Origin of the sequence: Bacillus sp. MM09(2025), from assembly GCF_050496725.1 — a bacterium.
GTDB classification, from domain to species: domain Bacteria; phylum Bacillota; class Bacilli; order Bacillales; family Bacillaceae; genus Bacillus; species Bacillus pumilus.
In genome coordinates this window covers 2,265,319-2,287,601 of the sequence record NZ_JBNWEN010000004.1, presented here as the reverse complement: position 1 = coordinate 2,287,601, position 22,283 = coordinate 2,265,319, and the positions used below count along the sequence as shown (strand labels likewise).

23 protein-coding genes and 1 tRNA gene are annotated in these 22,283 nt (G+C 39.7%); 7 read left to right on the top strand and 17 right to left on the bottom strand.

The genetic code is table 11. From position 1 onward, the window contains the following. Positions 1-5: 5 nt before the first annotated feature. The 7 genes from ACQYAC_RS17760 to queG all read right to left on the bottom strand — a co-directional run bounded on the left by ACQYAC_RS17760 (position 6) and on the right by queG (position 8,085). Positions 6-638 carry an HlyD family efflux transporter periplasmic adaptor subunit gene (locus tag ACQYAC_RS17760; protein ID WP_058014460.1) on the bottom strand — a complete coding sequence of 211 codons (633 nt, stop codon included), beginning with the start codon at positions 636-638 and terminating at the stop codon, positions 6-8. Positions 639-1,002: 364 nt separating this feature from the next. After that, positions 1,003-2,166, bottom strand: a complete 1,164-nt coding sequence (gene yhbH, locus ACQYAC_RS17755; protein WP_003211440.1) for a sporulation protein YhbH — start codon at positions 2,164-2,166, stop codon at positions 1,003-1,005. A 139-nt stretch (positions 2,167-2,305) separates the two neighbouring features. Then, a complete protein-coding gene (locus ACQYAC_RS17750; RefSeq protein ID WP_058014461.1) occupies positions 2,306-4,201 on the bottom strand; it encodes a PrkA family serine protein kinase in 1,896 nt (631 codons plus the stop codon). A gap of 377 nt (positions 4,202-4,578) precedes the next feature. Then, positions 4,579-5,286: a YrpD family protein gene (locus ACQYAC_RS17745; protein WP_306011902.1), complete on the bottom strand. Its 708-nt coding sequence runs from the start codon at positions 5,284-5,286 to the stop codon at positions 4,579-4,581. 169 nt (positions 5,287-5,455) lie between these two features. After that, positions 5,456-5,929: a tRNA (uridine(34)/cytosine(34)/5-carboxymethylaminomethyluridine(34)-2'-O)-methyltransferase TrmL gene (gene trmL, locus ACQYAC_RS17740; protein ID WP_003211950.1), complete on the bottom strand. Its 474-nt coding sequence runs from the start codon at positions 5,927-5,929 to the stop codon at positions 5,456-5,458. 43 nt (positions 5,930-5,972) lie between these two features. Further along, the gene (locus ACQYAC_RS17735; RefSeq protein ID WP_429943801.1) at positions 5,973-6,875 is read right to left on the bottom strand and encodes an amidase domain-containing protein; all 903 of its coding nucleotides are present in this window, start codon (positions 6,873-6,875) and stop codon (positions 5,973-5,975) included. Positions 6,876-6,936: 61 nt separating this feature from the next. Further along, complete coding sequence (gene queG / locus ACQYAC_RS17730) at positions 6,937-8,085, bottom strand: tRNA epoxyqueuosine(34) reductase QueG (protein ID WP_429943968.1); 1,149 nt, start codon at positions 8,083-8,085, stop codon at positions 6,937-6,939. Positions 8,086-8,168: 83 nt separating this feature from the next. Between queG and ACQYAC_RS17725 the strand changes: the two genes are divergently transcribed. After that, on the top strand, positions 8,169-8,765 hold the full coding sequence (locus ACQYAC_RS17725) for a hypothetical protein (protein ID WP_429943800.1): 597 nt from the start codon (positions 8,169-8,171) through the stop codon (positions 8,763-8,765). Between the two features lie 98 nt (positions 8,766-8,863). Here the strand turns inward: ACQYAC_RS17725 and ACQYAC_RS17720 are convergent. From ACQYAC_RS17720 to ACQYAC_RS17690, 7 genes are all read right to left on the bottom strand, one after another. Then, positions 8,864-8,937 (bottom strand) — tRNA-Gly (locus ACQYAC_RS17720). A 127-nt stretch (positions 8,938-9,064) separates the two neighbouring features. Next, positions 9,065-9,718, bottom strand: coding sequence for a hypothetical protein (locus tag ACQYAC_RS17715; protein ID WP_429943799.1), 654 nt, complete (start codon positions 9,716-9,718; stop codon positions 9,065-9,067). An 80-nt stretch (positions 9,719-9,798) separates the two neighbouring features. Then, complete coding sequence (locus ACQYAC_RS17710) at positions 9,799-10,080, bottom strand: hypothetical protein (protein ID WP_058014465.1); 282 nt, start codon at positions 10,078-10,080, stop codon at positions 9,799-9,801. After that, the gene (locus ACQYAC_RS17705) at positions 10,077-10,982 is read right to left on the bottom strand and encodes a PqqD family protein (protein ID WP_061407189.1); all 906 of its coding nucleotides are present in this window, start codon (positions 10,980-10,982) and stop codon (positions 10,077-10,079) included. The genes ACQYAC_RS17710 and ACQYAC_RS17705 overlap by 4 nt, the downstream gene beginning before the upstream one ends. Beyond that, complete coding sequence (locus ACQYAC_RS17700; RefSeq protein WP_429943798.1) at positions 10,966-12,432, bottom strand: hypothetical protein; 1,467 nt, start codon at positions 12,430-12,432, stop codon at positions 10,966-10,968. Before ACQYAC_RS17700 ends, ACQYAC_RS17705 begins: the two co-directional genes overlap by 17 nt. After that, positions 12,410-13,156 (bottom strand): ABC transporter ATP-binding protein, encoded by a 747-nt coding sequence (locus ACQYAC_RS17695; protein WP_169056164.1) that lies wholly within the window; start codon positions 13,154-13,156, stop codon positions 12,410-12,412. Before ACQYAC_RS17695 ends, ACQYAC_RS17700 begins: the two co-directional genes overlap by 23 nt. 115 nt (positions 13,157-13,271) lie before the next feature. Then, positions 13,272-13,484, bottom strand: a complete 213-nt coding sequence (locus tag ACQYAC_RS17690; protein WP_003211695.1) for a hypothetical protein — start codon at positions 13,482-13,484, stop codon at positions 13,272-13,274. 772 nt (positions 13,485-14,256) lie between these two features. Here ACQYAC_RS17690 and ACQYAC_RS17685 point away from each other — a divergent pair. After that, positions 14,257-15,552, top strand: coding sequence for a homocysteine synthase (locus ACQYAC_RS17685; protein ID WP_429943797.1), 1,296 nt, complete (start codon positions 14,257-14,259; stop codon positions 15,550-15,552). A 41-nt stretch (positions 15,553-15,593) separates the two neighbouring features. Here ACQYAC_RS17685 and lepB read toward each other — a convergent pair whose 3' ends face one another. Both lepB and ACQYAC_RS17675 read right to left on the bottom strand, forming a co-directional pair. Continuing rightward, positions 15,594-16,160, bottom strand: a complete 567-nt coding sequence (lepB, locus tag ACQYAC_RS17680) for a signal peptidase I (protein WP_060595832.1) — start codon at positions 16,158-16,160, stop codon at positions 15,594-15,596. A gap of 155 nt (positions 16,161-16,315) precedes the next feature. Continuing rightward, positions 16,316-18,256, bottom strand: coding sequence for an LTA synthase family protein (locus tag ACQYAC_RS17675; protein ID WP_429943796.1), 1,941 nt, complete (start codon positions 18,254-18,256; stop codon positions 16,316-16,318). Between the two features lie 502 nt (positions 18,257-18,758). Here ACQYAC_RS17675 and ACQYAC_RS17670 point away from each other — a divergent pair. The 5 genes from ACQYAC_RS17670 (at position 18,759) to ACQYAC_RS17650 (ending at position 21,537) form a co-directional block, all read left to right on the top strand. Beyond that, positions 18,759-19,562, top strand: a complete 804-nt coding sequence (locus ACQYAC_RS17670; RefSeq protein WP_169056161.1) for a DUF2262 domain-containing protein — start codon at positions 18,759-18,761, stop codon at positions 19,560-19,562. Between the two features lie 18 nt (positions 19,563-19,580). Beyond that, positions 19,581-20,270 carry a DUF1963 domain-containing protein gene (locus ACQYAC_RS17665; protein WP_429943795.1) on the top strand — a complete coding sequence of 230 codons (690 nt, stop codon included), beginning with the start codon at positions 19,581-19,583 and terminating at the stop codon, positions 20,268-20,270. Between the two features lie 65 nt (positions 20,271-20,335). Then, positions 20,336-20,605, top strand: a complete 270-nt coding sequence (locus tag ACQYAC_RS17660; RefSeq protein WP_429943794.1) for a hypothetical protein — start codon at positions 20,336-20,338, stop codon at positions 20,603-20,605. A 133-nt stretch (positions 20,606-20,738) separates the two neighbouring features. After that, on the top strand, positions 20,739-20,930 hold the full coding sequence (locus ACQYAC_RS17655) for a hypothetical protein (RefSeq protein ID WP_306011893.1): 192 nt from the start codon (positions 20,739-20,741) through the stop codon (positions 20,928-20,930). Positions 20,931-20,991: 61 nt separating this feature from the next. After that, on the top strand, positions 20,992-21,537 hold the full coding sequence (locus ACQYAC_RS17650; RefSeq protein ID WP_429943793.1) for a histidine phosphatase family protein: 546 nt from the start codon (positions 20,992-20,994) through the stop codon (positions 21,535-21,537). A 30-nt stretch (positions 21,538-21,567) separates the two neighbouring features. Here the strand turns inward: ACQYAC_RS17650 and ACQYAC_RS17645 are convergent, their stop codons facing one another. Then, positions 21,568-22,269 (bottom strand): hypothetical protein, encoded by a 702-nt coding sequence (locus ACQYAC_RS17645; RefSeq protein ID WP_429943792.1) that lies wholly within the window; start codon positions 22,267-22,269, stop codon positions 21,568-21,570. Between the last annotated feature and the right edge of the window lie 14 nt (positions 22,270-22,283).

Sequence of the window (22,283 nt, the reverse complement as noted above, 5' to 3'; positions counted from 1 at the left end):
CATCATTAAGATGAAATTTTGACAGAAGCATTCATACCAGGAAGTACTTTGTCTGATGGATTTTTAATTGAAATTTTCACTGCTACTTTTTGTGTCACTTTTGTATAGTTACCACTTGAGTTTGTTGCTGGCAGCATGTTGAATGTTGAATTTGTCGCATAACCAATTTGTTCAACTGTTCCTTCAAATGTTGTATCAGGATCACCATCTACCACGATGTCGACTTTGTCGCCTTTTTCAATGTTTTTAATATCTGTTTCTTTGATATTTGCTGTGATATAAAGCTTGCTTAAATCAATCGTTTCACCAAGAACTGTACCAGGCTGCACTTGTTGATTGTTTTGTACTTCCTTTTTGACTAATGTGCCATCAGCCACTGATTTAACGTTTGTTTTTGTTTCTCCTTCAACTTTTGCAACTGTGCTGTCTTTTTGCACTTCGTCACCTTCATTGATATCCCAGCCTTTGATTTGTCCAGCTGCTGGTGCTGTGATTTGATACATGTCACCTGTTACTTTCGCCTCGTCAGTTTTGACAAAATTTGTGCTTTCGTAGTAGTAATAAGCACCTCCGGCAATAATGGCAAGAATCACAATAAGGCCAATAATGTTCGTTAGCAATAAACGCCCTCTGTTCATGTTTTGTTTCTCCTTTCATGTATAAAAATATAGTGTCATCTGCTTTAGCAAACTTAGAATGCCCATCATCTGACAGAATATGAAGTAAGCTCATAAAACTGTTATTTCCCCTTCATCTTCCCCGCATGAATAATGGTGTGCAGCCCATTTATACTTATTGTTCACTCATGAGCAAAGAGTAGAAAAAGAAGAAAAGACGATCGGCATCTTTTTTTGAAAAACTTATATTTAACAAGATTAAATATTAATAAATGAAAATTGAAATGTCAAAGAGAAAGTTTTACTTTTTTTCTGGTGATCCCTTCCTTCTCCATACAAAAAACCCTTCAGCCCTTATACTGAAAGGTTTTTTCAAATGTGCTATTTACGAAAGAACTTCTTCCTGCTGAAAAAATTTTTTTAGGGCGAGAAAAACATCTGATTTTTGCTTCAAAATATAATGCTTAAATTTCTCATCCTGTATATGCTTATATGCTGACATTAATGTGGAATGCCGGTTGTATTGATTCACTTCTCCATAACAGAATAAGTTGGCTTTTTTCATAATTTCAGAAACAAGTTTCACGCACCGTGCATTGTCTGAGGTCAAATTGTCTCCATCAGAAAAATGAAATGGATAAATATTATATCGCGACGGCGGGTAACGTTCGTCTATGAGCTCTAGCGCCTTTCGATAGACAGAGGAGCAAATCGTCCCCCCGCTCTCACCGCGTGAGAAGAAATGCTCTTCATCTACAACCTTCGCCTCTGTATGATGAGCAATAAATTCAATATCGACCGTCTCATACTTTGTCCGTAAGAAACGTGTCATCCAAAAGAAAAAACTTCTCGCCATATATTTTTCCCAAAGTCCCATACTTCCGCTCGTATCCATCATTGCCAAAACGACGGCTTTCGACTCTGGTTTGGTCACTTCATTCCACGTCTTATATTTGATATCCTCTGGGTAGATTGGATAAAAGGAAGGACTGCCTGTCATTGCATTTCGTTTAAATGCTGACAGCATCGTTCGTTTTTTATGAATATTCCCTGTTAGCCCGGTTTTGCGAATATCGTTAAACTCAATTTGCTCGACAATGATGTCGTCAAGCTCCTTTTGTTTAAGGTTTGGCAGCTCTAATTCCCGAAACAGCGCTTCCTCAAGATCCATTAATGAGACCTCAGCTTCGTAATAATCCTCTCCAGCCTGATCTCCTGCGCTCTGTCCCTTTCCTTGCCCTTGCTTACTGTCTGATCCATCACGTGCGACAATATCGCCTACCTCGCTGTCTCCATCGCCTTGACCCACATGCTTATTTTTATCGTAGTTGTACCGAATTTTATATTCATCTAACGAACGAATTGGAATTTTAACAACATCTTTTCCATTAGACATGATAATGCTTTCTTCTGTGACAAGATCCGGCAAATTGTTTTTAATCGCTTCTTTGACCTTTTTCTGATGACGCTGCTGGTCGTCATAGCCTTTTCGATGGAGGGACCAGTCTTCCTGAGATACAATAAACTGACTTTTTTCTTGCCGGGACATCCATCCCCCTCCTCACCTGTTTGCACTATTCTTCTAACCACCGATTCCTTTATCTTATGCTGCTCGTCACCCAAGTTGACGGTCATTTCTAAAAAAGACATTACCGGTGCAGGTGCGCCAATAATGCCTCCTTCATTTATTAACGATTGAGAAGACTGCCTACATATTTTAAAAGTTCATTTGCACTTGTTGAATTATAGCCATGTTCATCAATTAATCTTGCCACTACTTCATTCACTTTCTTCAGCTGCTGTTCATCCGGCGTCTTCGTTGACGTCGTGATTTTTACCACATCTTTTAAATCAGCAAACAGCTTCTTCTGAATCGCCTCACGCAATCTCTCATGAGAATTATAATCAAAGCGTTTGCCCTTTCTCGCATAAGCCGAAATACGAATCAGAATTTCTTCTCTAAATGCCTTTTTGGCGTTTTCAGAAATCCCGATCTGCTCTTCAATTGAACGCATAAGCTTCTCATCAGGATTCATTTCTTCACCGGTTAATGGATCACGCAGCTTGTTTTTGTTGCAATAGGCCTCGACATTATCTAAGTAATTATCCATGAGCGTTTTCGCAGACTCCTCATAGGAATATACAAATGCCTTTTGTACTTCCTTCTTCGCAATATCGTCATACTCTTTTCGCGCAACAGAAATAAAATTCAAATAGCGCTCCCGGTCCTCGCTTGAGATAGATGGATGCTGATCGAGTCCTTCTTTTAACGAACGAAGGACATCCAGCGCATTGATTGATTCCATATTTTTCCTTATGATAGTAGAGGAAATACGGTTAATGACATACCGCGGATCAATTCCGCTCATCCCTTCATCATGAAATTCCTTTTTCATCTCATCAATATCAGCAGATTGGAAGCCCTCGACACTTTCTCCGTCATACAGACGCATTTTTTTCACCAAATCAATATCAGAACGCTTCGGCTCTTTGAGTCTTGTCAAAATGGAGAACATCGCTGCCACCTTCAGTGTATGCGGGGCAATATGCACACCTGCGACATCACTTTCTGAAATCATTTTATGATAAATGCGTTCCTCCTCTGTTACCTTCAAGTTATAAGGAATCGGCATCACAATAATTCTTGAATGCAAGGCCTCGTTCTTTTTATTTGAAATAAATGACCTGTACTCGGTTTCATTCGTATGAGCAACGATCAATTCATCTGCACTAATCAAGGCAAAACGGCCTGCTTTAAAATTTCCTTCCTGCGTTAATGACAGAAGATGCCATAGAAATTTCTCATCACACTTTAACATCTCCTGAAACTCCATCATCCCGCGGTTTGCTTTATTGAGTTCTCCATCAAAGCGGTAGGCCCTTGGATCTGACTCTGATCCAAATTCAGCAATGGTTGAAAAATCGATGCTCCCTGTTAAATCAGCAATGTCCTGAGATTTCGGATCAGACGGACTAAAGGTACCAATACCGGTCCGTTTATCCTCTGAGAAAAAGATCCGTTCAACCCTTACATCCTCAATCCGTCCGCCATATTCCTCTTCCAGTCTCATCGTATTGAGAGGAGACAAATTCCCCTGCACACGAATGCCATACTCTCTATAGAAATCCTCCCGCAGATTTTGCGGAATAAGATGAAGCGGATCTTCATGCATTGGGCAGCCTTTGATCGCATAGACTGCGCCATTATCTGTCAGTGAATATTCTTCTAGTCCTCTTTTCAGCCTAGTAACAAGCGTAGATTTCCCCCCGCTCACTGGTCCCATCAATAACAAAATACGCTTCCTCACATCGAGCCGCTTGGCAGCAGGGTGAAAATATTCCTCCACTAATCTTTCGAGTGATTCCTCTAATCCAAAAAGCTCCTGATCAAAAAATTTGTACGTTCTGACCCCATTCTCCTCTTCAATCCCGCTGTCTTTAATCATATGATAAACGCGAGAATGAGCAGATTGAGCGACAAGTGGATTTTCCTTTATTATGTCTAAATACTCGCCAAATGTGCCTTCCCATTTAAGACGCTGCTCTTCTTCTCTGTGCTGTTCGATTTTCTTTAAAATATCCATATGAACCTCCTCTTTCAAGATTGAAGCAAGTAATCAGATACTGTTTTACAATCTATGCGGAGGCGTCCTATTACATGCTTTCGTTCTTCAAAATGACGAATTGGCAAACTGAATTGACAACCATCCGCAAGACCCTTCATAATAAAGGAAAAACAGGAGAAAAATGATCTTCTTCTCCTGCTTTTCAGAGGCGAACTTCACATCATATGAAACAGGCAGCGATCGACACAAAGGGATAAGGGGGAGCTTATATGAGAACGGTCATTATGATGGGCGTCATCATTACGTTTTTAGTATCCATTTTCACAGCTGGCTACGAAGGCAAGCCTGGTAAATGAAAAAAAGGATGTTCCATTAGCGGAACATCCTTTTTTCATTTAGTTCGTTGTTTTTAGCACCTGCATATTCACTGTATTTCCTGATACCTGAATGGACGTAAAGTCTTGCGTATCAATCACAGGTGTGACGGCACGACTGTCTAATGTAATGTCAGTAAAACGAGTAGAGAAGTTCGCACGAATATCTTTCCGGTAGATATCGTCAGTCACTGCTACTGTGGACAGTAATTTCCACTTCGTCACAGAGCCAATGTTTGAGTTTTGGATTTCCGTGATGATACGCCCAGTATAACCAACATTATTTGTCCCCCAGAACGTTGCTCTTGTATGTCCATTCAAGTTTTTGTAAATGGTCATTTGTACAGTACTTCCAGGCTTAAATCCTTTTGTATACGTAAAGTCATTTTTCCCTTCGATATATGTCTCTTGATTATTTGCTCCTACTTTCATCGTAGGTTTCCATACATTATAAGTTGAACTGTATTGAAGACCAATATCCGCTTCCTTTGATCCTGTGAACCCAGAATAAATATAAGCTGTCCCATTTGACACACTCATTGCGGAAGGGAGTTGAATCTTTGTGACCAATATAGATCCATTGCTATTGATATAAGTGCGCCCGCCGATACCTTTCGATAGTTGCGCTGCTTCTATTTCCTGCGTTAGAGAGAGACCTGGGATACTGACTGGAATCGTCCCCATTAAAATAGCTGAACTAATGGCACTAGTGATCAGTAGCTTTTTCATCTCTTTTTTCCTCCTAATGGATTCATTTTTTGAAAACGTTATCACAACCTATCATACTACCTATTTTTTTACATGTCAAAAAAAGTATAAAAGTGTCGTATTTTCCTTCTTTTTGTTTCTTATTTCATATAAAAAAGCCGAGATCAGTATCCCGGCTTTCATGATGACCTTAAATCAGATCACGGTATTGCTGCTGGCGAAGTGCCTCATACACAAGAATTGCTGCCGTATTCGATAGATTCAGAGAACGAACATGTTCTGTCATCGGTAAACGAAGGCAGCGGTCCATATTCCGCTCGATCAAATCCTTCGGCAATCCACTTGTCTCTCTGCCAAAAACGAAGAAATAGTCTTCATCTAGCTGAGAGTAATCAAATGTCGTATGCGGCTTTTGGCCAAATTTTGTAATATAGAAGAATTGTCCCTTCGGATGAGCCTCAAACAATTCATCAAGCGAGTCATGATAGACCACATTGGCATATTTCCAATAATCGAGTCCTGCACGCTTCAGCATTTTATCATCTGTCGAAAAACCAAGCGGACGAATCAGATGAAGGGTTGTATTTGTTGCTGCACATGTACGCGCAATATTTCCAGTATTAGCTGGAATCTCTGGTTGATATAAAACGACATGAAGTCCCAAAAAAGTTCACCTCTAATTTTCTTTTCCGCTCAACATTATACCATTAACTATCCTTTGCGGCATCGTCCAAAATGTGAAAAAACATATAACGAATAGCTGGTGTATAGGCGGTCGAATCCTCATACGACCAATAGCGCATACGGCTGTCATATGTCTGAGCATTCACAAGAGGCATCCCGCCTTTATCGTGATCGACGACAATGGTTGTATGATTATACCTGCCATCTCCCTCAAAATCGTAGCAAATGACATCACCAATTTGAAGCTCCTGCGCTTCTTTCAGTTTCTTTGCTCTTAAACCCGCTTTCGAATTCGCTAAATAATTTTTCATCGAATGAGCTACTGTCCAGCTATAGCTCCACGTATGCGGCCTCACCCACCAGCCAGATCCGCGGTTCGGATATCCTCTCGTTGGCGCATTCCCTGCCTTCAAGCATTGTGAAATAAAATTTGTGCAGTTATCTTCAAAATTTTTATAGGCAGGATTTCGTTTATTCCAGTACGTCTCCGCATATTGCACGGCTGCCCGCCGGTCATAGTGAAAGGCTCTCCCAAACTGTTCTTCGGTCTGAAAGCGCTCATCCACTTGCTCTTCCATTTGACGTTCTTCTATCATCAATCGATCTTTTACAAGCATATCGTTGTAAAGGAACGCTTCTCTTTTTTCTACCTGTTCCTCTAAATAAAAAGAATCGTCTACATCCTTGCATACATAAGTGAGATGAGCGAGATACCGCACATGCTGAGCACCGTCATCCTGAATCGATGAATCTAGGAGTGTTGCTTTGGCTTTCGCTTTGACAATCTCCACCTGTCTTCTAGCAAAAAGCTCTTTTTTCCGTTCGACTGCTTCCACATCAGACATCAGCTGCGGCTGTTTGATTGCACTCCCATTTAATAAATAACCAAGCCTGTCTTCTAATGTTTGCTCTAATAATTGTTTCACACAGACACCACCAAACTTTTTTTAAAATCTCTGTTTGGTTCATTCTATGTTCATAGGGATGTTATTTAGTATTTAAAGGTGTCTGTAAAAGATCCATCCCTTTAACAATTTCTTGTTTCGCTTCTTCATCACTTTCCCGCTCAAGGGCTTTTTCCAGCTCTGGGAGCAGCTCCACATCACCAATTTTCCCTATTGCCCAAGCAGCCGTGCCCCGAATAACAGGCCGCGGATCCTTGTGCATCAAATCAATCAACACGGGTAAGGCAGATGTATCTTTAAAGTGTGCAAGTGCCAAAATCGCATTTCGCTGAATCGGCTTTTTCCCCCGCCATGAACCTGAAACATGACCGTATTTTTCCTTAAACTCTCGATTACTGATCGTAAGAAGCGGCTTTAAGCGCGGCTTCGCAATTTCAGGGTCCGGCTCCATTTCAGGATGCAGGTGAAAGTCCTTCCCTTTATTGATCGGGCAGACAATTTGGCACGTATCACACCCATATAAACGATTTCCTATTTTCGAACGAAATTCGTCAGGCAAAAATCCTTTTGTTTGCGTTAAAAAGGAAATACACCGTTGAGAATTCAGCTGTCCTGGATTCACAAGTGCACCAGTTGGACATGAATCTACACATTTATTACACGTTCCGCACTGGTCTTCAATTTTTTCATCCGGTTCAAATGGGACATTTGTGATCATTTCAGCCAAATACACGTAAGACCCAAACTCTGGCGTGATAATCATACAGTTCTTCGCACTAAAACCTATGCCAGCACGTTCTGCTACTGCACGATCAGACAGTTCCCCTGTGTCCACCATTGACTTTGTTCGTATATCGGCATGTTTGCTTCGCAAGAATTCTTCGAGCATATCGAGCTTTTTTTTCAGCACAACATGATAGTCTGTTCCCCAAGAAGCACGGCAAAAGATCCCTCTTCTTGCATCCTTTGTACTTCGAGGAGCATCTTTCATTTTGGAAGGATAAGCGAGCGCTATCGCAACAATTGATTTGGCCTTCGGAAGCAGCAAAGAAGGGTTTGTTCGTTTTTCGATATCAGGCTCTTCAAAGCCTGACAAATACCCTAACGATTCATGTAAGATGAGGCGGTCTTTTAATGAATCAAATGTATCAGCACTTGCAAATCGGATTTTATCAACACCAATTTCTTTCGCATATTGAATCAATTCTTCTTTTAATTCTCCAACATGAATCACCTTGCAAACCTCCTTTCTTTGTTTATCTTATTGTTTTCAGTATAATACGAGTGTATCATGACCGATTGGAGTGAGTCACTGTGAAGATACATATGGAAATTTCTCATCCTGAAAACCCGGCTATCCATGTTGGACAGATTGAATATTCGCATATTGAAGTTGGCACTTCCCCGCAAATGTTAAAAGGCCGGCTCCGCCTGTTTCAAGAATCTTTATTTTTTGAATATGAAGATAAAGTTTTAGAGGAAGTACCAGCAATCAAAGAATGGACGGACCTTTTAAAAGACATCCCTTTCTTGCCAATTCTTTCTGATATCCAAAAGGAACAATTTATTGACTCGACCAATTCCGTACAGGATTTGTCGATCTTTTTCTCTTTAAAATATTTCTTGCCTATCCTGACATTCGATGCTGATCGAATAGAAGAGCCGCTTTCACTAGCAAAACATGAGAGTGGTCACATTGAATGGCAGGACAACGAAGGACTTAAGGGATTATTTTCTCAACCAAGTAAAGCTCACATTTCTCAAGAAACAAAAAACATTTTGCAAATCATCCTGTTTCCGCCATCTATTTCCCGGGAAAAGAGTGAAGCTCTCATTCAATCCTTGACGAAGATGTTTGTACAAATACATGGTGGAGAAAGTAAATATGAACTTATTGAAAAAGCACTGTAGCTTGACAGTGCTTTTTCACATTATACTGACATAATAAAAAACGCAACACTTCGTTTATCTAAGAAACGAAATACTGCGTTATAAACAAAATTATGTATTGGAGCGGGTGATGAGAATCGAACTCACGACATCAGCTTGGAAGGCTGAGGTTTTACCACTAAACTACACCCGCATCAATTTATAAAAAGCAACGTCATCGCGTTGACTTTTATTATGTTACAACTTTCTTAACAATTCGTCAAGAGAATATGAAGATTTTTCGTCAAAAAACTTCATATTCTCCGTATATATTACGATAGTTATTTATCGAGCTGAATATAAAATAAGTAGGCTTGGGATGTATTCTTCAACGCTTGCTTAGGATTTTTCTCAATTTCTCTAAATATAGTTGAACTACCGTTTTTCCCCATTGCCGCTGTGTACGCAATCAGTGCCTTTCCTCCAGAAGAGACTTTGACAGTTTCAGATTGAGCAGAGAAAACATAGTCACTTACTTTGAACGGAAAGCTTGCTGTCGCTTTCGTCATTCCCTCGTTCTTGTTGTCTGACCACATACTAAATTGTGATTCATATGTATCTTTCTCATGTCTTAATTGTAAGAGCACATTCATCGTTTGGTCGGTTCCATCCTGATGTAAAGTAAAGGTGGCAGATGATGCTTCCTTATTAGCTAATCGGCCATTTTTATAATGACTCCCGATAAACGTAATACTCTTATCCTTCTTCGTTAATCCTTTTATTGTTAAAGCCACCGTTTCATTAGTGGTTGATGCTTCTAGTAAGCTCTTTTCTTTTTTTGTCAGTTTCATTTGTTCAATGGTTACTTTCTTGTTAGTAGACTCCGTGTTTATTGTAGATACCGTCTTCTCGGTTTGCGTGGTTTCTTCGGCCTTCTCGCCGCATCCTGCTAATAGAAAAACAGTGAATATAAGAACACTCCATTTTTTTAACATTGAGATCCCCTTTGATATTTTTTATTTTCTATTATACTAAAATTTGGTTTTACATACAAAAAAAGATTAGGAGAATTCTCCTAACCTTTCGCTTTTTTCTGCTTCATGGCTGATAAGAAAGCCACAATGAGAAAACTCGCGGCAAAAATCACAATCATATAAATAAAAAAGTTTGGCTTGATTTGAAAAGTAAATGCGGATGAACCTTCCATCTCAAAAGCGAGACTGTTAAATAATAAAGCATCATTCGTTTTTGATTGAAATAAATGATAAAACAATACACCGATTGTCAGCATCGGAAAGCCTAAAAACCCCAAGAAACCACCAACAATAGCACCTTGTTTCATCGCCTGTACGTTCATGATCGTTGTCCTCCCATTCCCCCAAGCAATAGTTGCTTCATAATGGATTTACCATCCCCCATAAACGGAAGAAGATAGAGTAATTGAATAAAATACGTGATTGAAAAAATAAAGAAACCTGTTGAAATTGGATTTTCTTTTAGACATAATACGGTCACAATGATCCCTGCTGCCCCGATCACACCTGGGACAAGCGGCCCAAGCAAGGTAATCCATACCTGCTTTTTCTGAAACGGATCTAATACGGGTCTCACAAATTTCACAGACATCATATCACTCGCAAAAAAACCTTGTGGACCATCCCGTCCCGCAAATTTCCGATGCGCATAGCCGTGTGCTGCCTCATGTAAGGCGGTCCCGGTAATTAATCCAAAATAAATAATTGTAAAATAAATCGCAATGGCTGCAATCGACCGGTCAGGAATGAATAAAAAAGCGAGCCCTGCCATGACCATAAAAAGCATCCAGAAAAAAATGATTTTACGCGTCACCATGAGCAATGCTGTCCCAAAAATGTGAAGGAACGAGTGACCAGTGCAATCAAATCGTTCCTTCATTTTCACTTGATACTGTTTAAAAAATTGACAGCAGGCTGTTACAACCCGATATGGTGATTGATAATGAATAGACATTAAGTGGTGCTGATTCAACCCCATCATCAGTTGATAAAAGTCACGAGAAATCACAGACTCATCGACCTGAAACAAATCAGCGAGCTCTGCGGTAATACTCGCTTCTGTTCTTTTGCCATCTACTTTCGTTAACATATGATAGGCACTTTCATTAATCGGGAGTGTGCTTCCATACTGCGTATCCGTGAGATGTCTCTTTTGTAAGGTCACATACGGCGCGAGTGCCGGAACCCGCTCTATCTTTAGCTTATTGTTAAGAAGTTGAATCATGCGAATACCTCCATGAAAAACCTTTATATATGGCAAAGATGAGCAGACCTTCAAATGCAGCTACAAGCAGCCACTGAAGTGTTTGACTCGACTCCCCTATGACATAGTTTCCAATAAAAACAATCGGAATCATGAGTAAAATAAGTGCTCCAAATGAAAAAATGCCTGTGTAAGGATTGTTCCGATCAAGCGGAAGTAAAATACCTACCACATAAAAGAGCGCAGTGGCATTGCATAAGACAGCGGTCCCAATCAATACGTTCCAAACCTGATCAGGAAGCGTCAGCGTTGTCAGCATAAATATTGCAATTTGCAGTACACCAACAAGCAAAAGCCCGATAAACTTATACAGAGCCACTTCCCAAGATCTTAGGCCAAACGTTTTGTACATCCCCAGCATTCGTTTATCATTGCCAAATGAATTGAAGGCGGTTAACCCAGCAAGAGCGCAGAGAATAAAAAATGCTTCTTCTTCAAAGCGGAATCCAAACTGATAACGGACGAATAAGATCACAATGAGGAGAATGAGAAAGTTTAAAATGTTTTCTTCATTTCGCACCTGTGATTTCATTTCCTTTACAATAAGTGACCATTTTTTTGAAGAAGAAAATGGCAGTTTGTTTAAAAAGGTTAACGCTTTTTTTTCTGCCATAATCGGCATCATCGCAAGAGAAAGAAAGGCGCCGCCCGCCGATAGAAGGATAAACAGAATCAAAATTACATAGTTTACCCCTTCAGGAGGCATTCCTTGAGCCGCTAAGAAAAGCGGTGCTGTAAAATACATCAAATGATAATCAAACTGTATATATGATTGCTGAATTTGGCTGATATCAAAGTGCGTCATTCCATACGCCACAACTAGTGCTAATAAAACAAAGATCGCTGCAAATTTTTGCAACGGTAATTTTAATTTCAGTACGACCAAATAGGTCATATTATAAATGAGCTGTAAAAGCATTAAGACAAAAAGCGATTGCAAAATCACCATCAAAAAGAACGTAAAGATAAAGAAAATACCTATTCCCTGGGCAATAAAATTAGGTAGCAGCAGAATACCGATAAAAAATAAAACAAGCCCTGCCACCACTGTCACCATCGGGATAAAGTATCCAAGGCTTTTCTGAAAGGTAGAAAGCGGGAACCAGCTGAGCTGCATAGAAAAACGGTCTTGCTCAGGCGTTCTGACCTTGATCAAAATGAATAACAAGCTTGTAAAGATGGATGCATTGATCGCCATTGATACAACAAGTAATCCAAGTGAACGTTCATCTCCATTTAAGAAAGCCTTCATAAAGACCCCCGTAAAACTATATCCGATGATGGCGCCCATTGTGACGGCAAATAAAAAGAATAAGATCACAATGATTCGCTTCGTCTGAGTATCAAAGAGCTTATACATCTCCTGCTGCCACATTTTAAGCATCATTCTAGAAATGATTAATGATTTCATCAAAATGTGCACCCCTATCACTTAACATTGAAGCTTTCAGAAACACCTGTTCCAATGTGCTTGATTGATATTTCTCCTTTAAGGCTGAGACCGTTCCTTCATCCATTTTATTTCCTTTAGAAATAATGGCGATTTTGTGGCACAGCTCTTCCGCTGAAAGCATATCATGCGTTGAAAGCAAGATCGCACCATGGTGCTCGGCATAACGCTTCATCAGTTTCTTTGTGTTTATAACCGCTTCAATATCAAGTCCTCTAAAGGGCTCATCCATGATCACCAATTGACTATCAAGCATAAAGGCGGCAATCAGCTGTGTCTTTTTTTTCATACCATGTGAATAGGTTTCAATCGGTCTTGATAAAGCCGAGTCCATATCAAACAGTTCAATTAGTTGATTTCTTCTATGAATTGTTTTACATTCATACATAGAAGAAACAAAATCTAAATATTCAGCACCAGTCAATGCTTCAGGAAGCAGCAGATCATCTGGAACATAGGCTACTTGTTTTTTAAAGGATGGTTCGTCATTTGTGACGTCCTTCAACAGAATCGTTCCTTCTGTATGCTTAATGATGCCGAGTATACAGTTAATCATCGTTGTTTTACCGGAACCATTCGGTCCAGCAACTGCAACGATTTGATGGGGGGCGATCTTTAAATGAAAATCATTGACAGCAGTCACGTTATTTTTATACGTCTTGGTTAATTTCTCGATCGTAAACATATAACCTCCAAGTGTCTGCATATTCTTTAAAAACAGATCAGGCTAAACCGCCCGCCACAGACGGTTTAGCCCTGGTGTCATTTCATAGAAGTAAAAAGATGAATCCTAAATATAGCTACTTACATTCAATTTGGACTTTTAAGCCACTTTCCCACTGAACGGCTCCTGTAAAGCTACCCTTGCCGTTTGCTAAACACCAAACTGCTGCTCCTAGAACAACTGTTGCTCCCAATCCAAGAAGGACAGCAACAAATACTAAGAACCAAGCTTGGTCCATAATAGCAGGTTCCATAGTGGAATAGTCAACTTGCGGCGCTGCATAAGTCATACTTTTCACCTCCCAGCTTATGATGATCGTATCATAGGCTTCACTCTCCAAACATCAACAGAAGATCCCATTTTTGACCAAACGTACTTTCGAGTAAAATGTGACTTTTTATTCAATTCTTCACTTTTAAGTGTAGAAACCCTATCTTATTATCTAGATTTTCCCACCCCTTAAGAACCACAAAACCCATATAATGGCAATGAAACCATCTTTTTTCTCCCTTTTTTGAAATAGTCCTTATTTATCAATCCCTTTATATATGCTTTCTTTTTTGTGAAATAGAAAGCATTCCCCCGATATATCAGATAAAAAAGTCCTGATTATATGTCGTTAAAACACCATTTGTGAAATATTTACTGATAATTCCGACAAAAGAGTGAGCCTATTTTCCTTCTTCTCTTGTCACTTAAAATATGTATATACAAGAAAGCCCATTGGGAAAAAAGCCCTTTCTTTTCTTGAGTAACATCCAACATATGATTCGCTTCTTTCTATGAAAAAGCAACTTACAGCATTGGCATTCCAATGACTTCACTAGCTGTACTGCTTTCAAAAAAAAAACTGATCCGTACTCTCTAATAACACAATCTCTCTTTTCCTCAGCATATCTACACCCTTTCTCATTGAAATAAAAAAAGCCCATCAACTTTATTGATTATTTTTTCAGATTTATCTAAAAAATGATTGACCAAGCATGAAACAAGTTTTATAGTCATATTAAATATTTCTTATCAAAGTAGTTGGTTTTATCTAACAAAAGGAGGATACACACATGTCAGAAGAACGTCCATTCCGTTTAGAAACAAAAGCCATTCACTCAGGTCAGGAGCTTGATTCAGCAACCTATTCAAGAGCCGTTCCTATTTACCAAACAAGCTCTTTCGGTTTTAGAGATAGTGAGCATGCTGCGAATTTATTCGGACTGCAGGAACCCGGAAATATTTATTCTCGCATTATGAACCCTACAAATGACGTCTTTGAAAAACGGATCGCTGAGCTTGAGGGCGGCATTGGTGCACTAGCTGTCTCTTCTGGACAAGCAGCGACCACTTATTCTATTTTAAACATTGCAGGAGCTGGTGACGAAATTGTCTCCTCCAGCAGCCTATATGGAGGCACGTACAATTTATTTGCTCATACACTCAAAAAACTCGGTATTACAGTGAAATTTGTTGATTCATCCAATTTAGAAGAACTCGAAGCAGCGATTACAGACAAAACGAAGGCAGTGTATGCAGAAAGCATTGGGAATCCTAAAGGCGACATTCTACATATTGAAGCCATCTCAGCCATTGCACACAAGCACCATATTCCGCTTATTGTGGATAATACACTCGCAAGTCCTTATTTATTAAGACCGATTGAGTTTGGTGCAGACATTGTTGTCCATTCCGCTACGAAATTCATTGGCGGTCATGGTACATCGATTGGCGGTGTCATTGTCGATAGCGGCAAGTTTCCTTGGGAAGACAGTGATAAGTTCAAAGGACTGACTGAACCAGATCCAAGTTATCACGGCCTGACGTATACCGAAGCAATTGGAGAAGCGGCATATATCACAAAAGCACGTGTACAGCTCTTACGGGATTTAGGAGCAGCCTTGTCACCTTTCAACTCATTTTTACTTCTGCAAGGCTTAGAAACTTTGCATCTGCGTCTCGAGCGACATAGTGAAAATGCGTTAAAAACAGCGCAATTCTTACAAGATCATCCTCTAGTAGATTGGGTAAGCTACCCAGGTCTTGAAAGCCATGAATCTTATGAGCTTGCTAAAACCTATTTACCAAAAGGACAAGGCGCCATTCTCACATTTGGTATTAGAGGTGGACGAGAAGCTGGTAAAAAGCTCATTGATTCTGTTAAGCTGTTCTCACACCTTGCAAATGTGGGCGATTCTAAATCACTGATTATTCATCCTGCCAGCACAACGCATCAGCAATTAAGTGAAGCAGAACAAAAAGCGACAGGTGTCACACCAGAGCTTATTCGTTTATCTGTCGGAACAGAAGCGATTGAAGACATTATTGCAGATCTTGAACAGGCGATCACAAAAAGCCAGGCTGAATGAAATGAAAAAGCACACCTCAGTGTGCTTTTTTTTATGTGTCATTAATCATTAAGTAGTCGAATGTCTTGGAAAGGATAAAACACAAATGAAGTCGTTCCTTGAATATCACTCTTTGTAAAAAGACCTAAGCCATTGCGGCTGTCCATTGAGTTTTGACGATTGTCACCCATGACAAAATACTTGCCTTTTGGAACGGTAAGAGGGCCAAAATCAGGCGTAAGCAAGGTCCCATCTGCAGCTGCTTTCTTTTTGTTTGACGCTAAATAAGGCTCTGCCACTTTTTGACCATTGACATATAGCTGGTCATTTTTCATTTCAATTTTATCACCAGGTAAACCAATCAACCGTTTAACATAATGAGTGCTGCGGTCTTCACCATCAAGAACAATGATCTGTCCCCGCTTGTAATCACCAAAGTAATCAACTGTTTTATTCACAAAAACCCGCTCTGTATTATGCAATGTTGGATCCATAGAGGTCCCTTTTACAATGTACGGTGCGAATAAAAAGTTGCGAATGATAAAAACGGCGATGAATGCGATTAAGATCGCTTTGAGCCAGCCCCATACTTCTGATTTCTTTTTTTGTGTTTTTGTATTTGTTGTCATAAGCTCCTCCTGAAATCCCCTAGGACGAAATGAGTTCCGCTAGCTGTACGCCAGCATCACGCTTGTATCACCCTAAATATAAACATATTTTGCCAACAAATCAAGCGATGAGAGAGAAAAAGGCAAGCACCCTTCTGTGCTTGCCCAAAACTCAGTTACTTAGCAGTAGAATTCTCTTCTTTTTCTTTTGATTTACCATAGAAATAATCAGATGGATTCACTGGTTTAAAATCAGACAGCTTGTGGAATCGAAGAAGATCCCTATAAAGCACTTTATCTGATAGGCTTAACTGATTATCGACACGGGCTTTAATCGCCTCTGTCTTTTTATTTTGTTTCACAACTTTACCTGTTTTTGTATCATAGACAGTGTTATCTACAAGTGTATATTTTGGTGTCACATAGTTTCCGTTACGGAATGCAACAGTTTGATCATGCTTCTTAGAGAATAGATCTGTTCCAAAATTCACATACTCATTTGAATCAATACCTTGTAAGTGAAGAAGCGTAGGCATCACGTCTACTTCACCACCATACGTATGGTTCACGCCGCCCTGTTTGCCAGGAATACGAATCATGAGTGGTACACGCTGGTTTTGTGCATTTTGATAAGGTGTAATTTCTTTCCCTTGAATTTCGCTCATTGCACGGTTATGGTTTTCAGAAATACCGTTGTGATCACCATATAATAAAATGACAGAGTCTTTATACATACCTGATTTTTTCAAGTCTTTAAAGAATTGCTCTAATGACTCATCTAGATATCTTGCTGTTTGGAAGTAGTTATCTACTGTTTTGTCACCAGTTGTTGCCTTAGCAATCGTCGCATCTTTTTCATCTAAATTAAATGGATAGTGATTAGTCAATGTCATTAAATGTGCATAAAATGGCTTTTTCATTGATTCTAGCATCGAGATTGATTCTTTGAAGAATGGTTTATCCTTCAGACCCATATTCACAAGATTTTCTTCATCCATGTTGTAATATGAAGCATCGAAGAATTGATCATATCCCATATGCTTATAAATCGTGTCACGGTTCCAGAAAGATTTATAGTCCCCGTGAAGCACTGCGCTCGTATAGCCTGCTTTTTGATCTAGGATGGCAGGGAGTGATTGGTAAGTGTTTTCACCTTTTGTTACAAACGCTGCTCCCTCTGGCAAGCCGAACATACTATTATCCATCATCAGTTCAGCATCAGCTGTTTTTCCTTGACCTGTCTGATGGAAGAAGTTATCGAAATACGTAAAGTCCTCTTTCCCATGAGCCAGCTTGTTTAAAAACGGTGTCACTTCTTCTCCATTTAGTTTGTAGTCAATTAAGAAAGACTGGAAGCTTTCTAAATGGATTTTAATGATGTTTTTCCCTTTTGCTTTACCGAAATACTCTGCGTTTGGCTTCGCATAGTGAGAAGCTGTATAGTTTACAACATCTGTTAAATCTTCACTGCTCGCATTTGCTACCTGTGTTGCATTTTGTGCTGATTGTACTCCGTCATAAATCGTATAATTATAAACACCTAAATATTTGACAACATACTTATGATCAAATGTTCTTGTTAACAATTCTGGACGGTCCTTTTCAGCTAAATGAAGGTTTACGAAGAACAGCCCTACACCTGCAGCCACAATCAGCAGTGCAAATGTCTTTTTCATTTGGAATTTCTTCACTTCTGGTCTCCAAATCACAATCGCAATCAAGATCATAATATCAAGGAAATACAAAAGGTCATGCGGCTTAATACTAGATAACACACCGCCAGTCATGCCTCCTCCAAGATTGCCTGCTTGCTTCATTGTGGAGAAAGTCAAAAAGTCATCAAAGAAACGGTAGTACGCTACATTCGCATATAAAAGTGCGGTCATAATAAAGTCAATCACAATTAAAACAATGGCAGATTTACGACCCTTCAAAAAGAGAGCCAGTCCCAAAAACACAATGGCTGAACTAAATGGATTTAATAAAAGAAGACCCTCTTGAAAAGAACCTTTCACTCCTAAATTAAAGTCCATTTTGTAGGCTGCATACGATTTCGCCCAAAATAAAAGGACAGCCAATACAAAAAAGCTATATTTGTTCGCAAATATTTTTTTCATAAAACCTCTTCTTTCTTATTATCGTTCTGATATAAATGAAATCATAAAAAATTTACATTGATTTTGCAAATGTAAATCTTCTTCACCAAGCATTCCGATGCTCTGTTGCCGTCGGATATGTGTGCTCCTCTAATATAACGTATGAGAAGCATTATAGGTTTCAAAAAAAATACGAGTAAATAAAAGGAAAAATATCCATTTACATTTCTTTTACACACACTTTGCAATTCAATGGATGAAGAAGGGTTTGTAAATCACTCAGTACTACTTTACTTTTTTCATCTATTCGTGTCAAAGTAATTATAAAGAAAAGGAAGAATCACCTAGGTCTTTCGACTCTTTCATCTAAATTTATACAAAATTCGATAACTTCCACCATCCCTGTATTTTCTCTCCTTCTGACAATCTAAAAAAGTTTTAAGCAAAAAAGCTTGATTTCTCCTCCTCATATGCGGTGTGATAAAGATATAGATTTTCAACAAATCAGGCTGGAGGACATCACATGAAACATAACAAACAAATAAACGCATTTGAAGAACGATTTTCAGAAGAAATAGACCACATCATTGCTGTCACAGGACCCTCAGGAGTAGGTGCAGGAAAAGCCGGACAGGAATCTCTTTGGACCGCTTCAATTCCACTCATTGCATGGAAAGATAAAGACCTCATCACAACAGAAAACATAAGACTCTGCTGGTTAACAGATGAAGAGGGATTAAGGGAAAAGCAGGCACAATTACATAAAGAATCAATCGTGACACTTCAGGTCCGAAAAGGTGAAGGTGAGTTCATGCTTGTATCACTCATCGATACAGATACACAGGATGAAGAGCTGCAAGTGATACTAGAAGAAGCCCAAAAACCTGTTTTTTATCATGATGACATGCTGGGGACCTTTGAATTAGTGAAAGGACTAGACTTATTTGAAACAACGATCCAGTGGAGTAATGAAGAGTGCCTGCTCTACTTCAACCTCGAAGAAGATGAAAAAGTAAACGACTCTCTTCGAACCGCTAGACAACTCATGAAAGAGCAGACTACATGGGATGCTTCTATTAAATCATTTGCAGCAAATCAGCTGCTTGAATTAGCTAAAGACTGGCAGGCACAAGATGACTCCGCTGAAACACAAGAAGAGCTTACGCTGGATCACTTTATAAGCCGAATCTCACTCGAAAGCTTGCATGCCTACCCAGATGGAGAGTTTGAGGTCTACTGTCATGACGGTGATTTATTTTGGGGACATGTCATTATTGTCTCTGGCAATATCAATGGCACCTTTCAAGATGCCCACATTGCAGGCTAACAATTGGAGGGGTAAGTAATGGAGTTCAAAGCTTTTCATGAATTAAAACAATTAGGAAAAACACCCATCGTAGCTAAGATTGGTGGCTTTCGTCCTGATCCAGCAGCATATAGCTGGTTTGCCGGTCATTTCTTCATCCACCCTGATCAAGGCTGGCCCATAGATCAAGATGGTGTCATGATTCCGATCTTACAAATTCATTTACCTGAAGTGCCAGGAGGATTAAACAGATTCAATGAATGTCAATTGATTCAAATCTTTCTCAATCAGAAAGCACTTCCGATGGATATCACAAAAAACGGCGAAGGCTGGAAACTCATTGAATATTCAACTATGGATGGATTAGAAGTAGTTGAGACTCCCGACGAAGTGAGAGGACTAAAACCCTTTCAAATCCAATGGAACGAAAATGAGCAAAAGGACTTCCCCTGCTGGGAAGAAGCTTGGTCATATGTTGATTTATCAGAAGTGAATGAAAGTGATGAAGCGACAGAACACTTCTTTGATCAATACACCCATTATTCGTTCACAAAAATCGGTGGATATGGAGCATATATTCAATCCCCACCCCATCATCAACCAGGCGAGTTCATGCTGCAAATCGCCTCAGAAGAAAAACCTCGATTTATGATTGGGGATAACGGCACGATGTATTTCTATTACGACAAAGACACAAAAGAATGGTTTATGCATTGGGATTGTTTTTAACGTTTTATTGAATGAAACCTTCCCTCCTTCTAAGCGTAGGAAATAATATGGAAGGAGGAACCAACATGGGATTCATTTTTGATATCTTCTCACTAGCTGTGTATATTCCTTTTCTACAGGTAGATGAAGAGGATATCTCTAGAAACGCAAGCGAGCTCAAAAAGTATAGCTGGTTTCATGCATTATTAAATGATCCAGCTTACAGACACCTTATCATTTATCATCCAGATGTCAGACACGTCATTGGCAGATGTCACACGGATAAACTCCATCGCAAGCGATACAACTTAAAATGCGAACGTAAATTACTGAAAGCTTTACGTCGTGCTATGTAAATATACACAAAGAGCCGCACTATCCTGTGTGGCTCTTTTCATATATCCTTTTGAAGAAAACATTTGACGCCTGGACAACTCTCCCCGTATATTATGTATAAATCCATCTTTTTCATAGAAAAGGGGGCTTCACATGCGCTTGTTTAATTATTGGAAAAAAAAGCAGCAAAGACAGCAGGTCACCACTGAAAAACAGGAAGACAGCATCCCAATCAACTTCTCCGCACTTCCCTTTGGCTCAGACACCATAGATGATTTTTTGTTCAACTTAGACCTTACCTCGAAGCTCACAGATCCCTATAAAGAAACAGACCCGAACAAATGAACCTAACCTAACCTCATCCAATCCCGGATGATTTTTTTATACTCGATGAAAGGTGTGGCCCATGAAAACATATTATATCGCGAGACACTGCCAAGCAAATGGACAATCCGAGGATGCGTCTTTAACGCCACAAGGCATTGCACAATCTCACGCACTAGCAGAGTTCTTTAATGGCATTCACCTCAATCAGATCATCTCAAGTCCCTACAAGCGAGCGCTCCAAACTGCTGATCCTCTTGCTCATGCAAAACAACTCGAGGTGAAAATTGATCAGCGTCTCGCTGAACGTGTGCTAAGTAGCAAACCAATGGACGATTGGTACGAGAAACTAAAGCTCAGTTTTACGGACTTACATTTGACTTGTGAGGGCGGAGAATCAAGCCTCGAAGCCATGAACCGCATTGTAGAATTACTCTACGAACAAATAAATTCAGAAAACGATCATACCCTATTTGTCACACATGGCAATCTTATGAGCCTGCTTCTTAAACATGCCGATCCCATGATTGGATTCAAAGAGTGGGAGAAACTAAGCAATCCAGATGTCTATGTCCTGAAATATTTTAAACCAGATCATATAGAAATAGAGCGAATATGGCATAAATAAACGGCAGAATGAATTCTGCCGTTTCCTTATCTATTGTTGGTAATAAAAAGCCTCTACCCACTCATACGGCTTCTTACGCTCCGCACACCATTTCACGAAGCCTGTTGTCTCCGTTTGCCGAAATTTCTTCCAGTCTGATAAAAGCCGATCATAATAGGCTACTTGTTTTTCAACATTAATGCGAATTCTCTTATCTTCGATCAGCATCATGACATCTTCAATACCTTGAATTCGCTCTTGGTCTTTTTCATAGATGCTCAAATAAAGATCTTCATGTATATGATGAAACGAATACCATAAAGCCGATAAATAGGTTTCGCATATTTGAACAATGACACGCTGCTCTTTGCTGCCTCCAAGCTCTAGTGCCTTCAATAAATAGGGCAGCCCTTCTCCCCAATGCACAAACAAGCCCTGCCAGCGATACGGTCTCACATCCATCGGATCAACTTTCTCCCACTCTTGCAGAACAGGCTGAATCACCCCAATGATCAATGGATATACAAGCAAATGATGTCCATCCTCAAACCGTTCAATCTTTTCAAACAGCCAAGCAACAAATGAACGCCGTGCTGCAAATTCGTTCTCCTTCATTTCTTCAACAAAAGTCTGAAGAACCTTTAACGCATCTTTACGCAGACCCTGTTCTTTCTTCACACAGTACTGTCTAAAAAGCGGAAAATCATGGGACCCCTCGTCTTCAATGATGGTCTGTAATATCGTCTTTTGCAAGTTAACAACTCCGC

Excerpts from the sequence above, each read along its gene's own strand:
- ACQYAC_RS17705 (WP_061407189.1), bottom strand. The coding sequence starts at position 10,982 with ATGATTCAACTTCTTAACAATAAGCTAAAGATAGAGCGGGTTCCGGCA.
- ACQYAC_RS17690 (WP_003211695.1), bottom strand. The coding sequence starts at position 13,484 with ATGACTTATGCAGCGCCGCAAGTTGACTATTCCACTATGGAACCTGCT.
- ACQYAC_RS17650 (WP_429943793.1), top strand. The coding sequence starts at position 20,992 with ATGAAAACATATTATATCGCGAGACACTGCCAAGCAAATGGACAATCC.
- ACQYAC_RS17715 (WP_429943799.1), bottom strand. The coding sequence starts at position 9,718 with ATGTTAAAAAAATGGAGTGTTCTTATATTCACTGTTTTTCTATTAGCA.
- ACQYAC_RS17700 (WP_429943798.1), bottom strand. The coding sequence starts at position 12,432 with ATGAAATCATTAATCATTTCTAGAATGATGCTTAAAATGTGGCAGCAG.
- ACQYAC_RS17760 (WP_058014460.1), bottom strand. The coding sequence starts at position 638 with ATGAACAGAGGGCGTTTATTGCTAACGAACATTATTGGCCTTATTGTG.
- ACQYAC_RS17675 (WP_429943796.1), bottom strand. The coding sequence starts at position 18,256 with ATGAAAAAAATATTTGCGAACAAATATAGCTTTTTTGTATTGGCTGTC.
- yhbH (WP_003211440.1), bottom strand. The coding sequence starts at position 2,166 with ATGTCCCGGCAAGAAAAAAGTCAGTTTATTGTATCTCAGGAAGACTGG.
- lepB (WP_060595832.1), bottom strand. The coding sequence starts at position 16,160 with ATGACAACAAATACAAAAACACAAAAAAAGAAATCAGAAGTATGGGGC.
- ACQYAC_RS17660 (WP_429943794.1), top strand. The coding sequence starts at position 20,336 with ATGGGATTCATTTTTGATATCTTCTCACTAGCTGTGTATATTCCTTTT.
- ACQYAC_RS17745 (WP_306011902.1), bottom strand. The coding sequence starts at position 5,286 with ATGAAAAAGCTACTGATCACTAGTGCCATTAGTTCAGCTATTTTAATG.
- ACQYAC_RS17695 (WP_169056164.1), bottom strand. The coding sequence starts at position 13,156 with ATGTTTACGATCGAGAAATTAACCAAGACGTATAAAAATAACGTGACT.
- ACQYAC_RS17665 (WP_429943795.1), top strand. The coding sequence starts at position 19,581 with ATGGAGTTCAAAGCTTTTCATGAATTAAAACAATTAGGAAAAACACCC.
- ACQYAC_RS17685 (WP_429943797.1), top strand. The coding sequence starts at position 14,257 with ATGTCAGAAGAACGTCCATTCCGTTTAGAAACAAAAGCCATTCACTCA.
- ACQYAC_RS17670 (WP_169056161.1), top strand. The coding sequence starts at position 18,759 with ATGAAACATAACAAACAAATAAACGCATTTGAAGAACGATTTTCAGAA.
- ACQYAC_RS17655 (WP_306011893.1), top strand. The coding sequence starts at position 20,739 with ATGCGCTTGTTTAATTATTGGAAAAAAAAGCAGCAAAGACAGCAGGTC.
- ACQYAC_RS17710 (WP_058014465.1), bottom strand. The coding sequence starts at position 10,080 with ATGAACGTACAGGCGATGAAACAAGGTGCTATTGTTGGTGGTTTCTTG.
- ACQYAC_RS17750 (WP_058014461.1), bottom strand. The coding sequence starts at position 4,201 with ATGGATATTTTAAAGAAAATCGAACAGCACAGAGAAGAAGAGCAGCGT.